General features: G+C 74.6%; 12 protein-coding genes. 8 read left to right on the top strand and 4 right to left on the bottom strand.

What is annotated here, in order from left to right; all coding sequences use genetic code 11:
* Positions 1 to 136: 136 nt before the first annotated feature.
* From CG747_RS25760 to CG747_RS25750, 3 genes are read left to right on the top strand one after another with little or no spacing between them, the layout of a single operon-like run.
* Entirely contained in the window at positions 137 to 568 is a 432-nt protein-coding gene (locus tag CG747_RS25760; protein ID WP_100604219.1) for a MarR family winged helix-turn-helix transcriptional regulator, read from the top strand.
* Positions 565 to 2,028, top strand: coding sequence for an MFS transporter (locus CG747_RS25755; protein WP_100604218.1), 1,464 nt, complete (start codon positions 565 to 567; stop codon positions 2,026 to 2,028). The genes CG747_RS25760 and CG747_RS25755 overlap by 4 nt, the downstream gene beginning before the upstream one ends.
* 37 nt (positions 2,029 to 2,065) lie before the next feature.
* A complete protein-coding gene (locus CG747_RS25750; RefSeq protein WP_100604217.1) occupies positions 2,066 to 2,617 on the top strand; it encodes an isochorismatase family protein in 552 nt (183 codons plus the stop codon).
* On the opposite strand, the gene CG747_RS25745 is transcribed toward CG747_RS25750, so the two are convergent.
* Together CG747_RS25745 and ggt are read right to left on the bottom strand one after the other, a co-directional pair.
* Positions 2,598 to 4,112, bottom strand: a complete 1,515-nt coding sequence (locus CG747_RS25745) for an amidase (RefSeq protein WP_100604216.1) — start codon at positions 4,110 to 4,112, stop codon at positions 2,598 to 2,600. The genes CG747_RS25750 and CG747_RS25745 overlap by 20 nt on opposite strands.
* Before the next feature lie 181 nt (positions 4,113 to 4,293).
* Positions 4,294 to 6,120 carry a gamma-glutamyltransferase gene (ggt, locus tag CG747_RS25740; protein WP_100604215.1) on the bottom strand — a complete coding sequence of 609 codons (1,827 nt, stop codon included), beginning with the start codon at positions 6,118 to 6,120 and terminating at the stop codon, positions 4,294 to 4,296.
* Positions 6,121 to 6,362: 242 nt separating this feature from the next.
* On the opposite strand from ggt, the gene CG747_RS25735 reads away from it, so the two are divergent.
* The 3 genes from CG747_RS25735 (at position 6,363) to ligD (ending at position 9,663) form a co-directional block, all read left to right on the top strand.
* Entirely contained in the window at positions 6,363 to 7,106 is a 744-nt protein-coding gene (locus CG747_RS25735; protein WP_100604214.1) for a hypothetical protein, read from the top strand.
* 50 nt (positions 7,107 to 7,156) lie between these two features.
* The gene (locus tag CG747_RS25730; protein ID WP_100604213.1) at positions 7,157 to 8,257 is read left to right on the top strand and encodes a calcium:proton antiporter; all 1,101 of its coding nucleotides are present in this window, start codon (positions 7,157 to 7,159) and stop codon (positions 8,255 to 8,257) included.
* Between the two features lie 425 nt (positions 8,258 to 8,682).
* Positions 8,683 to 9,663 carry a non-homologous end-joining DNA ligase gene (gene ligD, locus CG747_RS25725; protein ID WP_100604212.1) on the top strand — a complete coding sequence of 327 codons (981 nt, stop codon included), beginning with the start codon at positions 8,683 to 8,685 and terminating at the stop codon, positions 9,661 to 9,663.
* 148 nt (positions 9,664 to 9,811) lie between these two features.
* Here the strand turns inward: ligD and CG747_RS25720 are convergent, their stop codons facing one another.
* Complete coding sequence (locus CG747_RS25720) at positions 9,812 to 10,741, bottom strand: hypothetical protein (protein WP_257980714.1); 930 nt, start codon at positions 10,739 to 10,741, stop codon at positions 9,812 to 9,814.
* A 183-nt stretch (positions 10,742 to 10,924) separates the two neighbouring features.
* Here CG747_RS25720 and CG747_RS25715 point away from each other — a divergent pair, with 183 nt between their 5' ends.
* The gene (locus CG747_RS25715) at positions 10,925 to 11,959 is read left to right on the top strand and encodes a glutathione S-transferase family protein (RefSeq protein ID WP_100604211.1); all 1,035 of its coding nucleotides are present in this window, start codon (positions 10,925 to 10,927) and stop codon (positions 11,957 to 11,959) included.
* Between the two features lie 95 nt (positions 11,960 to 12,054).
* On the top strand, positions 12,055 to 12,921 hold the full coding sequence (locus tag CG747_RS25710) for an AraC family transcriptional regulator (protein ID WP_100604210.1): 867 nt from the start codon (positions 12,055 to 12,057) through the stop codon (positions 12,919 to 12,921).
* Between the two features lie 94 nt (positions 12,922 to 13,015).
* Here the strand turns inward: CG747_RS25710 and CG747_RS25705 are convergent, their stop codons facing one another.
* On the bottom strand, positions 13,016 to 14,356 hold the full coding sequence (locus tag CG747_RS25705) for a PLP-dependent aminotransferase family protein (protein ID WP_100604209.1): 1,341 nt from the start codon (positions 14,354 to 14,356) through the stop codon (positions 13,016 to 13,018).
* Between the last annotated feature and the right edge of the window lie 131 nt (positions 14,357 to 14,487).

The following is a 14,487-nucleotide window of genomic DNA, read 5'->3' as shown; positions in this document are numbered from 1 at the left end:
CGACCGTGGCAAGACCATCTCTCAGCGCGGCGCGGCGGGGCGCCCGGCGGCGCGCGGGGCGTGCGGGCGGGCGCCGGCACGACAAGAACGACAGGTAAACTTGCAAGTTTCCCTGTCGACCTCCTACGCTCGAAACATGCCCACCAAGGACCACGAACGGCTCGGCACCGACCTCGGCGCGACCGTGTCCCTGCTGATGCGCCGGCTGCGCGCCGCCTCCCCGCAGGGTGAACTGACCCCCACCCAGCGCGCGGTACTCGCCCGGGTCGACGGCGACGGGCCGTCCACCATCGCGGCGCTGGCCCGCGCCGAACTGGTGCGTCCGCAGTCGATGCGGATGATCGTCGGCGTCCTGGAGGAGCGCGGGATCCTCGCCCGCAGCCCGCACCCCACCGACGGCCGCCAGGTGGTCTTCTCGCTCACCGACGAGGGCCGCCAGGTGCTCACCGACGTCCGGGCGGCCAAGAACAACTGGCTCGCCGTGGCCATCGCCGAGCGGTTGACCGACGACGAGCAGCGGACGCTGGCCGAGGCGACCGCGCTGATACGACGGCTGACCGAGGAATGAGCGCCCCCGACGCCCCGCGGCGGGCGCCCGGCCGCACCACCGCGCCGGCCGGCGGGCCCGACCCGCTCCCCGCCGGCGACCGCGGCTTCGGCGCCCGGCTGATGACCCCGCTGTTACTGGGGTCGCTCCTCAATCCCATCAACTCCACGATGATCGCCACCGCGCTGGTGGCGATCGGCCGGGACTTCCACGTCGGCGCCGCCGACACCGCATGGCTGATCTCTGCGATGTACCTGGCCAGCGCCGTGGGGCAGCCGTCGCTCGGCCGGGTCGCCGACCGGATCGGGCCGCGGCGGGTCTTCGTCGCCGGCGCGGTGGCGGTCTGCGCGGCCGGCCTGCTGGGCACGCTGGCGCCGACCTTCGCGCTGCTGGTCGCCTCCCGGATCCTGCTCGGCGTCGGCACCGCGGCCGCCTACCCGGCGGCGATGGCGATGCTGCGTGCCGAGTCGCGACGGGTGGGGCGCCCCACGCCCCGGTCGGTGCTCGGGCGGATCTCCCTGGCCGCGCTGACCAGTGCGGCGGTCGGCCCCACCCTCGGCGGCCTGCTCGCCGCGACCGCGGGGTGGCGGGCGGTCTTCGCGGTCAACGTCCCGCTCGCGCTCCTGACGCTGGGCGGTGCGCTGGTCTGGCTCCCGGCCGACCGGGACGGCCGGGCGGCGGCCGCGTCCGACGGGTCCGGCACCGCGGCCCGGGGCTCCCTCGACCCGTTCGGCATCGCGCTCTTCGCCTCCGCGCTGACCTGCGCGATGTTCTTCCTGCTGCGGCTGGACGCACCCCGGTGGCCGCTGCTCGCGCCGACCGCGGCGCTGACCGCCGCCCTGGTGTGGTGGCAGCTGCGCCATCCGCAGCCCTTCCTCGACCTGCGGATGCTGGCCCGCAACCGCGCCCTGGTGCTGACCTACCTACGGCACGGGCTGGCCTATCTGGTCATCTACTCCGTGCTCTACGGGTTCAGCCAGTGGCTGGAGCAGGCACACGGCTTCTCGTCCTTCCACGCCGGGCTGGTGATGCTGCCGATGTCCGGCGCGGCCGCGCTCTGCTCGCTGGCCGGCGCCCGGACGAAGGGCATCCGCGCCCCGCTGGCCGTCGCCGCGGGCTGCCTGCTCGCGGGCAGTGCGGTCTTCCTGCTGCTGCGCGACACCAGTTCGCTGCCGGTGCTGCTGGTCGCGGGGGCGCTGTTCGGCATCCCGCAGGGGTTGGCCGCCACCGGCAACCAGGCCGCCGTCTACGCCCAGGCGCCGGCCGACGGCGTGGGCGCGGCGGCCGGGCTCCAGCGCACCGGCCAGTACCTCGGCGCGATCACCGCCTCCAGCCTGATCGGGCTGGAGTACGGGCAGCGCGCCACGGACGCGGGGCTGCACGCGATCGCACTGGCCGGTGCGGTCTGCGGCGCGCTGCTGCTCGCCCTCACCCTCGCCGACCGGACCCTGCGCACCACGGGCCGCCGCACCCTCGGCTGACGACCCCTCACTTTCCGTTCCACCAATAGGAGTTACCGTGCCTGCCAGCACTCTGGACCGGACCACCGCACTGGTCCTGGTCGACCTTCAGAAGGGCATCACCGGGCTGCCCACCGTCCACCCCGCCGCGGAGGTCGTGGCCCGCGGGGCCCGGCTGGCCGAGGCGTTCCGCTCCCGCGGACTGCCGGTCGTCCTGGTGAACGTCACCGGTGGGGCGCCGGGCCGTACGGAGGCCCGGCGGCCGGGCGGCACCCCGCCGGCCGACTGGGCCGAGCTGGTCCCCGAACTCGACCGCCGGCCGGGCGACATCCTCGTCACCAAGGAGCGGTGGGGCGCCTTCCACGGCACCGACCTGGACGCCGAACTGCGCCGCCGAGGGGTCACCCAGATCGTCTTCGGCGGGATCGCCACCAGCATCGGGGTGGAGTCCAGCGCCCGCGCCGCGTACGAGCACGGCTACCACGTCACGATCGCCGTCGACGCGGTGACCGACCTGGACGCGGACGCGCACCGCAACAGCGTTCAGCGGATCTTCCCGCGGCTGGGCGAGACCGACACCACGGAGGCGATCATCGGTCTCCTGGGCTGAGGCCGGCGGCCGGTGCGGGCTGCGGGTCGGGGCGCCGCTCGTGCCACCGCAGGGCGTCCTGGAGCTGGGCGGCCAGCGAGATCAGCTGCGGTTCGCCGTGTGCCGGGCCGAGCAGCTGGGCGCCGAGCGGCAGCCCCTCCGCGCTGAAGCCGGCCGGGACGCTGACCCCCGGCCAGCCCAGCACGTTCCACGGCCAGGCGTACGGGCAGGCCGCGATCATGGCCTTGTCGGTCTGCCAGCCGCTGAGCCTGGCGAGGGTGCCGACGCGCGGCGGCGGGGTCGCGGTGGTCGGCGTCAGCAGGACGTCGTAGCGGCCGAACAGCGCGCCGATGCGGCGCTGCTGGCGGCGCTCCGCGGCCCGGGCGCCGCGCAGCAGCGGTCCGCCGAGCAGCCGGCCCAGCCGCGCCGCCTCCCGGGTGCGGCGGTCCAGCAGCCGGGGGTCGGGGACCCGGGCGGCCCACTCCCCGACGCCGGCCGTGGCGCGCGGGACGAAGGCCAGCCCGACGAGTCCGTAGTCCGGTTCGGCCTCCTCGACGAAGTGACCGAGGCCGGCCAACGTACGGGCCACCGCGGTCACCGCGGCCCGGACGTCCGGGTGCAGCGGTTTGCGGGTGAAGGTGGCGGCGGCCTGCCAGGACAGCGCGATGCGCAGCCGCCCGGGGTCCCGGCCGGCCGCCTCGTGGGCCGCGATGGCCGGCGGCCGGTGCAGGTCGCCGGCGTGGTTGCCGCTGGCGACGTCCAGCAGCAGCGCGGCGTCCTCGACGGTGCGGGCCAGCGGGCCGATGCCGGTGATGCCCTGGAACGCCTCGGGGTCCGGCCAGGTCGAGATCCGGCCGCGCTGGGGTTTGATGCCGACGAGGTGGGACCAGGCGGCGGGGATCCGGACCGAGCCGGCGCCGTCGGTGCCGAGGGCGGCGGGGACCAGTCCGGCGGCGACCGCGGCGGCCGAACCGCCGGAGGAGCCGCCGGGGGTGTGCGCGAGGTTCCAGGGGTTGCGGGTGTCGCCGAAGGCCGGGCCCTCGGTGAACGGCCACTGGCCGAGTTCGCAGGCGTTGGTCTTGCCGACGATGACCGCGCCGGCCGCGCGCAGCCGCCGGACGACCTCGGCGTCGTGCTGCTTGGGCGGGAACACCCCGGCGCAGCCGAACGCGGTGGGTTCGCCCGCCACGTCGGTGTCGTCCTTGACCGCGACCGGCACGCCGAGCAGCGGCGCCCGCTCCCCGTCGGCGAGCCGGCGGTCCGCCTCCGCGGCCTCGGCCAGTGCCGCCTCGGCCCGGACCCGGCGGAAGGCGTTGACGGTGTCCTGGGTGGCCTCGATGCGGTCCAGGGACCGTTGCACCAGGGCGGTGGCGGTGACCCGTCCGTCGGCCAGGGCCCGGGCCTGCTCGGCGAGCCCCTCCCACTGGCCGTCCAGGTGCCCCGTCGGGGATGCCGGGCTGCGAGGGCGATCCGGGGACGACCCGGCCCGGCGTTCCTGGCTCTCGTCAACGCTCACGCTGCGTGCCCTCCCTGGGACCGCTCATTCGAACGAACGGTCCCAGGAGGCTAATCGGACCCGCGGGAGGCGGCAACGATGCCGCGCGGCGCGGCACATCGACGACACACGGACGGCACACACGGCCCGTCCGGGTGGCATCGGGGTGCCGTCGGGGTGGCGAACCGCCCCGCGCGGCGGGTTACGGCGCCGGGTCGACGACCATCGCCGAACCGCCGCCGCGCCGGACCTTCTCGGCCGCGGCGAGCCAGCGGCCGTCCGGCAGCCGCTGCACGCCGGTGGCCGCGCCGATCTCCGGGTTCAGCTTGAAGGTGTGGCCGAGGGCTTCGAGTTGCTTGCGGAGCGGGCTGTTCCACAGGGCCGGTTCGATTTCGGTGGCGGCGGCGTTGCGCTGGCTGGCGCGCGGCGCGGCGATGGCGTCCACCAGCGGCATCCCGCGGTCGAGGTGGTTGACGAGGGTCTGCAGCACCGTGGTGATGATGGTGGCGCCGCCGGGCGAGCCCAGTGCCAGCACCGGCGAGCCGTGGCGCAGCACGATGGTCGGGGAGATGGACGAGCGGGGCCGCTTGCCGGGGCCGGGCAGGTTCGGGTCGTGCACCGCCGGGGCGGCGGGCGCGAAGGAGAAGTCGGTCAGCTCGTTGTTGAGCAGGAAGCCGCGGCCGGGGACGGTGATGCCGCTGCCGCCGGTCTGCTCGATGGTGAGGGTGTAGGCGACGACGTTGCCCCACTTGTCGGCGGCGGTGAGGTGGGTGGTGTTCTCACCCTCGTACGTCGTCGGGGCGGCCTGGCCGGTGGTGCCGCAGGGCGTCGGGTGGCGCGGGTCGCCGGGCGCGAGCGGGCTGGTGAGCGCCTTGTCGTCGTTGATCAGGCACTCCCGGGAGGCGGCGAACCGCTTCGAGGTGAGGCCCTTGACGGGGACGTTCTCGTAGGCGGGGTCGCCGACCCAGCGGCCGCGGTCGGCGAAGGCGATCCGGCTGGCCTCGATGTAGCGGTGCAGGAACTGCTTCTCGGTCAGGTGCGAGAGGTCGCTCTTCTCCAGGATGTTGAGCGCTTCGGCGACGCTGGTGCCGCCGGAGGACGACGGTGCGATGCCGTAGACGTCCAGACCGCGGTACGTGGTGTGGGTCGGCGGGTGGTCGAGCGTGCGGTAGGCGCGCAGGTCGGTGGCGGTCAGGTCGCCGGGGCGGACCTTGCGGGTGGCGCCGGAGCGGACGGGGGGCTGCTGGACGGTGCGGACGATGTCCCGGCCGATCCCGCCGCGGTAGAGCGCGTCGACGCCCTTCTCCCCCAGTTCCCGGTAGGTGCGCGCCAGGTCGGGGTTCTTCAGCGTCGAGCCGACGACCGGGAGCTTGCCGCCGGGCAGGAAGAGGTCGGCGGTGGCCGGGAAGTCGCGGAACCGCGCCTCGTTGTCCGCGGTCTGCTGGCGGAAGGTCGCGTCGACGGTGAAACCGTTCGCGGCGATCTTCTCGGCGGGCTTGAGCACCTGCGCCAGGGACCGGCTGCCCCACTTCTTGAGGGCGTTGTCCCAGGTGGCGGGGGTGCCGGGGGTGCCGACGCCGAGCCCGCTGGTGACCGCGTCGTCGAAGGGTATCGGCTTGCCGTTCTCCAGGAACAGGTCCTTGGTGGCGGTGCGCGGGGCGGTCTCGCGGCCGTCGAGGGTGCGGATGGTCCTGGTCTTGGCGTTGTAGTAGACGAAGTAGCCGCCGCCTCCGACGCCGGCCGAGTAGGGCTCGGTGACGCCGAGGGCCGCGGCGGTGGCGACCGCCGCGTCGACCGCGTTGCCGCCCTTGCGGAGCACCTCGATGCCGGCGGCCGAGGCGTCCGCGTCGACGCTGGATACCGCTCCGCCGTAGCCGACGGCGACCGGGGTCTTGGCGGGGGTGGCGGGGTCCTGGGCCGCGGGGCCTGGTCGGGGTGCCGCGGTCCGGGCGGCGGCCGGGACGGCCATCAGGGAACCGGCCAGTGCGGCCGTGACTCCCAGGACGGTGAGACGTCGGGCGTTCGACATACCTGGACTTCCTCCAAGGGCAGCGCGTCGGGGGGCGGCAGGGGCCGGAGCCTACCGGGGGCAACAGCGCGCCGACAGGGGGTATTTCGGGTGTCCGGCTGCCTTCCGGGGGCGGCGCGGAGGCCGGGACGGTTTCGGGCCGAGTCGTACGGTCCCGCCGTACCGGGACGGATCCGGGCAAGCGGCACGGACCGGCGACCCGACCTCGAACACCCGCCCGACAGCCGGTACGCTCGCCCGCCATGAACGACACCCTGCTGCTCCTGACCGCGGTGGTCGCCCTCCTCGTGGGACTGGCCGCCGGCTGGGCGGGACTCTCGGCGGTGGCCCGCCGGAAGCTCGCCCGCGAACAGGGCTTCTTCGGGCTGCCCGACGGTTCCGAGTGCGTCCTGGTCACCCACCGGGACAGCGCCTCGGCCCAGTGGAGCATCCCGCGGCACGACGCGCTGGCACTGCTGGGGCTGGCCTCCGTGATCGAGAACTGCGGCGCGCACCCGGAGGTCGCCCCGCACGACACCGGCCTCCAGGGCTTCGGGGCGCGGACCGAGTTCTGCGTCGGCGACCCGACCGCGCACCGCCGGCTGGCGGCCCACATGGCGAACCTGCTGCCGGGCGTCGCGGTCCACCCGGGTGACGCGACCGGCGCCGGCCGGGGCACCTTCACCGTCGGCGGGACGGCGTACCGGCTGGAGCCGGGGACGGCGGAGTACGTACTGCTGGCCCGGCTGACGGCCGGGGAGGGCGGCCGGCCGGTCTTCCTGGCGGCCGGTCAGCGCCCGGTCACCCACCGGGCCGCGGTCCGCCACCTGGTCCGCAACCGGGCCCGGCTGGCCCGTCGGTACGGGACGGACGGTCAGTTCGCGCTGCTGCTGAAGGTGGTCAACTCCCAGGCGTACGGGCCCGATGTGGTGGAGCTGGTGGCCGACGTCAGCAAGACGGCGCTGGCGCCGGCGGAGACCAAGGGGCAGCACCGGGCCACGTCCTGAGGCGGCCTCACCGACGGGCGGGGGTCCGACTTCTCTGCCAAGCTCGGGGCATGACTCCCCGCCCGCGCACGCCCCTGGTGCACTGGACCGGTGTGCTGCCGGTCGCGGCGGTGGTGCTGCTGGCCCTCGTCTGGGGCCGGTCGCTGCCCAGCGCGCTGGTGGGCGCGGTGTCGCTGTTCCTGGCCGCGGCGGTGCTGGCCGCGGTCCACCACGCGGAGGTGATCGCGCACCGGGTGGGCGAGCCGTTCGGATCGCTGGTAATGGCGGTCGCGGTGACCATCATCGAGGTGGCGCTGATCGTCACGTTGATGGTCGACGGCGGGGAGAAGAGCGCCGGGCTGGCCCGGGACACGGTCTTCGCGGCCGTCATGATCACCTGCAACGGCATCGTCGGGCTCTGCCTCCTGATCGGTGCGCTCAAGCGGCGGGTGGCGGTCTTCAATGCCGAGGGCACCGGGGCGGAGCTGGCGTCGGTGGCCACGCTGGCCGGGCTGAGCCTGGTGCTGCCGTCCTTCACCACCAGCACGCCCGGGCCGCAGTTCTCCGGTCCGCAGCTGATCTTCGCGGCCAGCGCCGCACTGGCGCTGTACGGCCTGTTCGTCACCACCCAGACCATCCGGCACCGGGACTACTTCCTGCCGCTCACCACGGCCGGCGAGGTGATCGACACCGAGGACCACGCCAACCCGCCGTCCCTCAGGGCCGCGCTGAGCAGTCTGGGGCTGCTGGTGCTGGCGCTGGTCGCGGTGGTGGGGCTGGCCAAGGCGGTCTCGCCCACCATCGAGTCCGGGGTGGCCGCGGCGGGCCTGCCGTCGTCCGTGGTCGGCGTGGTGATCGCGCTGCTGGTGCTGCTCCCGGAGACCATCGCGGCGGTCCGCGCGGCCCGCCGGGACCGGATGCAGACCAGCATCAACCTCGGCCTGGGCTCGGCGATGGCCAGCATCGGCCTGACGATCCCCGCGGTCGCGCTGGCCACGATCTGGCTCAAGGGTCCGCTGGTCCTGGGCCTGGGGGCCAGCCACATGGTGCTGCTGGCGCTCACCGTCGTCGTCGGCACCCTGACGGTGGTGCCCGGCCGGGCCACCGTGCTCCAGGGCAGCGTCCACCTGACGCTGCTGGCGGCGTACCTCGTGCTGGCGGTCAGCCCCTGACGCCGGTGCCGGCGGTCCGGCCCTGACGGACGGCGCCGGAGACCCCGTCCCGCGCCGAGCCGGCCCGGCCGGCGACCGGCACGTGAGAGCGGTCACCCCGGGCTCCGGAACGCCCCAAAATGGTTTATCGTTCAATTGGCAGCGCGCCCAATGGGCCGCGCCCCTCGATCCGCCCCGGCCGGGTTCCCCCGTCCGGCCGGGGCTTCCCCCCTCTCCTGTGCCCGGTACGGCGGCGTCCCGCCCCGTACGCCCGCGGCCGGACCGCCCCGCTCGCTCCCCCGGCGCCATGCCCGCGATCCCCGTGACCGTCGTGCGGTGGCCGCCCGTGCGCTGCCGACGGCGGCCCGGAAGAAGGAGGGAGCGGCCGCGCCTCGGGCCGCCGCGGCCGTCCTGCAAGGACCACCGGCTCCGCCGATCATCGGAGTATGGCCCTGACCCCCGGGGGCGGCGGCACTGCCCCGCCCCCGTATCCGGTGATCCGGCCGATGCTGGCCGTGTTCGGGCCGCTGCCGCCCGAGCCGGAGCAGGCCGACTGGGCGTTCGAGGCCAAGTGGGACGGGGCCCGGTGCCTGGTCAACACACCGGGCGACGGCACGGTCAGCCTGGTGACCCGGGCCGGCAACGACGTCACCACGACCTACCCCGAACTGGGCCCGCTCGGGCAGCAGCTGCGCGGGCGGCCCGCGGTGCTGGACGGCGAGGTGGTGGTGCTGGACCCCGCCGGGCGGCCCGATTTCGGGCTGCTGCAGCGGCGGATGGGGGTGCTCAACCCGCGCCGCACCGCCCGACTGGCGATGGAGCTGCCCGTTCAGCTGGTCCTCTTCGACGTGATGTACCTCGGCGGGTCGCTGCTGGGCGCGCCGTACCACGAGCGGCGGGCGGTGCTGGCGGGGCTGGGGCTGGCCGGACCCAACTGGTCGGTGCCCGGGTACGTGGCCGGGCACGGCGACCGGGCGTGGGAGACGGCGCTGCGCGGTGGCCTGGAGGGCGTGCTGGCCAAGCGGCTGGACTCGCCGTATCTCCCGGGGGTGCGCTCACCCGACTGGGTGAAGACGAAGTACGTGGAGACGCTGGACGTCGTCATCGGCGGCTGGACGGAAGGGCACGGGGCGCTCGGCGGGCTGCCCGGGTCGGTCCTGGCGGGCGTGGCGGAACCGGGCGGGCTGCGGTTCGTGGGGGCGGTGGGGTCGGGACTCTCCGACCACGAGCGGCGGGAACTGGCGCACTACCTGAGCGCGATCCCACTGGACCGCTCGCCGTTCGTCAACCCCGTGGACCTGGCGGGGGCGCACTGGGTCGAGCCCCGGCTGGTGGCCGAGATCGCCTTCAGCGGCTGGACCGCGGCGGGCCGGATCCGGCATCCGGTCTGGCACCGGCTGCGGCCCGATCTGACCCGGCTGGACTGAGCCGGCCCGCCACGGGCCGGGCGAGCGGTGGGACGCGCCGCGGCGGGCGACGGCCGTGGGACGGCACGGCCGTGGCCACCGGGCGGCTCGTCTCAGCCGCGACCCGGTGCCGTCACGGGCGGCTCACCGCATCCGCGGCCCGGTGCCGTCACGGGCGGCAGAACGCGGCGACGGCGACCGAGCCGCCGGCGTTCTCGTCGTCCGAGCCGAGGATCCCGTCCCGGGAGCCGGGCAGGCAGGCCAGCGCCTCGACCTTGCGCCCGGAGACCGTCGCGAGCCGGTGCGGCCGGTCGGACACCGTCAGCCGGACGCGGCCGTCCCGGGAGACGGTGACCCGCCCGGCGTCGTGGAGCGCGGAGGCGAACGGGCCGTCGTCGCCCGGGTCGGACGCCGACGACACGGTCAGCTGGCCGTCGGCGGCGAGCTTCACGTCCGAGACGTGCCGGACGTGCTCCGTCGGGTACGGCGTCCGGAATTCCGCCGAGACCGGCTTTCCGAAGGAGTTGTCCGCCGGATTCCACTCGGCCGCCGACAGCGTCCCCGGACGGTCGTCCTGGCCGCGGTCCGCCCAGACCGCGACGGTTTTCCCGTGGACGACCGAGAGCGCGAATCCCTCGTTGTTGGCGTCCGGGGAAATACCGGGCAGGCGGAATGCGGCGAGCACCCGCACGGTGTCCTTCTCCCGGACCACGCGGTAGGCGGTGCCGCCGCTCGCCAGCGCCACGAACTCGTGCGGCCGGCCGGGGACCGCGTCGATCGCCTCCAGGTCCACCGGCAGCTCGCCGACCCAGTCCAGCGGCCGCACCCGCGGCGCGGCGCCCGGGCGGAGACCGATCGCGACCAGCCGGTTCTGGCCGGGCTTCTTGTTGTCGCGGACCCCGACGACGTCGATCGCGGCACCGTGCCGACCCTCGACGGCCAGGCCGCTGATACCGGCGGTGATGCCGTCCCCGACCCGCTGCCAGTCGGTCCCGCCGAGATGGGCCACGGGGGCCGGACGCCGCTCCTGTGCGGTGGCCGTCGTCGGCGCAAGCAACGCGACGCCGACGAGGGCCACACCTATTGCCTTCTTGATCATCGGGCGATGGTAGGTGAATTCCGTCAATTACCGGTGAGTTGGCTTTTTTGTTTTCCCGGCCGCCGCCGGACATTCCGTCAGGATTCACCGTGCGCCGGGCGGCTGACGCAACGGAGAATCGCCCGGCGACGCGGGAAGGCATTTCGGGACACCGCCCCTCGGCCCCGACGGAAGGAACCGGCGATGCCCGCCCCCGACCCCGCCCCCGGCGACGACGGCAACCCCGAGTACGGCCACCGGCCCTTCAAGCGCTCCCGGAGCCACTTCGCCGACCGCGTCACCGCCGACGGCCGGGACGGCTGGCCGGTCGCGTCCGGCCGCTACCGGCTGGTGGCCAGCCGCGCCTGCCCCTGGGCGAGCCGCGCGGTGATCTCCCGACGGCTGCTCGGCCTGGAGGACGCCGTGTCACTGGCCGTCGTCGACCCCCTCCAGAACGACCGCAGTTGGCGCTTCACCCTCGATCCGGACGGCCGGGACCCGGTCCTCGGCATCCGCTTCCTCAGCGAGGCGTACGACGCCCGCGAGACCGGCTACCCCGGCGGCGTCAGCGTCCCCGCACTCGTGGACGTCCCCACCGGGCAGCTGGTCACCAACGACTTCCAGCGGATCACCCTGGACTTCGCGACCGAGTGGACGGCGCTGCACCGGCCCGGCGCGCCCGACCTCTACCCGCAGGCGCACCGCGCGGAGATCGACGCCGTGATGGCGGACGTCTACCGGGACGTCAACAACGGGGTGTACCGGGCCGGTTTCGCCACCGGCCAGAGCGAGTACGACGAGGCGTTCGAGACGCTCTTCCGGCGGCTGGACCAGCTCTCCGACCGGCTGTCGGACCGGCGGTACCTGGTCGGTGACACGATCACCGAGGCCGACGTCCGGTTGTTCACCACGCTGGTCCGCTTCGACCCCGTCTACCACGGCCACTTCAAGTGCAACGGGTTCAAGCTGGCCGAGGACCCGGTGCTGTGGGCGTACGCCAAGGACCTTTTCCAGACGCCCGGTTTCGGCGACACGGTGGACTTCCACCACATCAAGCAGCACTACTACCGGGTGCACACCGGCATCAACCCCACCGGCATCGTCCCGCTCGGCCCGGACCTGTCCGGTTGGCTGACCCCGCACCACCGCGAGGAGCTGGGCGGCCGGCCGTTCGGCGACGGCACACCGCCGGGTCCGGTCCCGCCGGCTGAACGGGTCCCGCCGTCGGGGCGCCCCTGATCCCCCGATCCACCCGACAGTAGTGGGCACCGATTGTCGGGTGCGGCAGGGTGGACCTTCCCTAGCGTGAGGGATCGAAAGGGAAGGAGACCGAGGTGCTGGAGCGGCTGAACGAAGCCATGGAGCACATCGAACGCCATCTCGACCGTCCGGTCGGGACGGGCGAACTGGCGCGGATCGCCATGACGTCGGATTACCACTTCCGGCGGATGTTCTCCACGCTGGCGGGGATGCCGCTGTCGGAGTACCTGCGGCGCCGGCGGCTGACCGTCGCGGGCGCCGAGGTGCTGGCCGGCGAGCGGACGCTGCTGGACATCGCGATGCGGTACGGCTACTGCTCGGGCGAGGCGTTCGCCCGGGCGTTCCGGGGACTGCACGGCGTGGGACCGGGCGAGGCCCGGCGGACCGGTGCGGCGCTGCGCTCCCAGCCCCGGATGACCTTCCGCCTCGTCGTCGAAGGGAGCAGCACCATGGAGTACCGGATCGTGGCGAAGAAGGAGTTCCGGGTGGTCGGGAAGAAGGCCCGGGTACCGCTGGTGTACGAGGGGGCCAACCCGGCCATCGTGGAGTTCGTCAAGGGTCTGGGCACGGAGATGGTGCAGCGGATCCACGCCCTGTCCGACCAGGACCCGGAGGGGATCGTGGCGGTCTGCGACGGCCTCGACCCGAACCGCGCCGAGGGCACCGAACTCGACTACTACCACGCGGTGGTGACGAACGCCCCAGTGCCGCCGGACATGGACACTCTCACCGTCCCGCCCGGGGCCTGGGGGGTGTTCACCAACACCGGACCGTACCCGCAGGCACTGCAGACCCTGTGGGCGGACATCTTCGCCCAGTGGTTCCCGTCGAACCCGTACCGCAGCCGGCCGGGACCGGAGATCCTGCGCACCCGGATGGCACCGGACGGGACGACGGCGACCTCGGAGCTGTGGATACCGGTGGAGCGGACGCCGGTGTGAGGGACCGGGCTCCGCCGCACCCACGGGAGCGGCGGAGCCCGAACCACTCGCTACAACGAACTCCCCTTTTCGTGAAGGGAGTTGAGGCCACGCGCTACTCGGTACCGGCATCCTCCGGGGTCCGGCGGACCAGCCCGGCCAGGACGTCGAGGGCGTCGGACAGGACGTCGGCGGGCGGGGAGGCCAGGGCCAGCCGGACCGCGTTGGGGACGTGGCCGGCGCCGGCGGCGAAGGCGCCGGACGGGGTGACCGCGATGCCGTGGCGGGCCGCGGCGGCCACGAAGGTGTCGGCCCGCCACGGCTCGGGCAGCTCCCACCAGCAGTGGTACGCGTGCGGGTCGGCACGGAGCCGCTGGCCGGCCAGGCGGTCCGCGACGATCCGCTGGCGGGCCGCCGCGTCGGCGCGCTTGTCCGCTTCGACGGCGGTGGCGGTGCCGTCGCCCAGCCAGCAGACCGCCGCCTCCAGCGCGAAGCCGGCGGCCGTCCAGGCACCGGAGCGGAGCGCGGCGGCGAAGTCCGGGGCGGCGTCGTGGTCGGGGGGCACCAGGAACCCGAGGGTCAACCCGGGGGCGAGCCGCTTGGAGAGGCTGTCGACGAGCACCGTGCGCTCCGGCGCGAGGGCGGCGAGCGGCGGCAGGTCGGGTCGGAGGAAACCGTAGACGGCGTCCTCGACCGCGTACAGGTCCAACGCGCGCAGGGTCGCGGCGAGTTCCGCGCGGCGCGGGCCGGGCATGGTGGTGCCGAGCGGGTTGTGCAGAGCGGGCTGGAGGTAGACCGCGCGCAGCGGGGCGGCGGCGCGCAGCGCGTCGGGGGTGACGCCGTGCTCGTCCATGGCCAGCGGGACGAGGGTGATGCCGAGGCGGGCCGCGATGCCCTTGACGACGGGGAAGGTGAGCGCTTCGACGCCGAGGCGTTCACCGGGCGGGACCAGGGTGGCGAAGGCCGCGGCGAGGGCCTGCCGACCGCTGCCCGCGAAGAGCAGCCGCCGGGCGTCGGGGGCCCAGCCGGCCCGGGCGAGGTGGGCGGCGGCGGCCTGCCGGGCGGCCGGGGTGCCGGCGGCACCGGCCGGGCGCAGCGCCGCGGCCCGTGCGTCGTCCTGCTGGAGCAGCCGGCCGAGGCTGCGCGCGAGGAGTGCGGGCTGCCCGGGCAGGACGGGGAAGTTCAGCTCCAGGTCGATGCGGTGGCCGCCGGGTTCGGCCAGTGCGGGCTCGGTCGCCGGCGGCGCGGTGCGGACGAAGGTGCCGCGGCCGACCTCGCCCACCGTCAGGCCACGGCGGCCCAGTTCGCGGTAGACGCGGGCCGCGGTCGAGTCGGCGATCTGGCGCCGCCGGGCGAACCTGCGCAGCGGCGGCAGCCGGTCCCCCGGGCGCAGCCGGCCGGCCGCGATGGCCGCGGCCAGTTCGTCGGCGATGGCGCGGTAGTCGTCCCCCGACATATGCGCTCCCCTCCCCCACATTGCACCGAGCACATTATTCCTATTGTGCCGAGACAATGCCCCTCATAGCATCGATCCGTCAACCCCCTTGTGCAGCAGGGCCGCAGGTAGTGCGGCTGGGAGAGGTGTGT

Source organism: Streptomyces sp. CB02959 (genome assembly GCF_002803155.1).
Classification (GTDB): Bacteria; Actinomycetota; Actinomycetes; order Streptomycetales; family Streptomycetaceae; genus Streptomyces.
The sequence above is the reverse complement of the archived record's forward strand: the minus strand, read 5'-3'. Positions and strand labels throughout refer to the sequence as shown.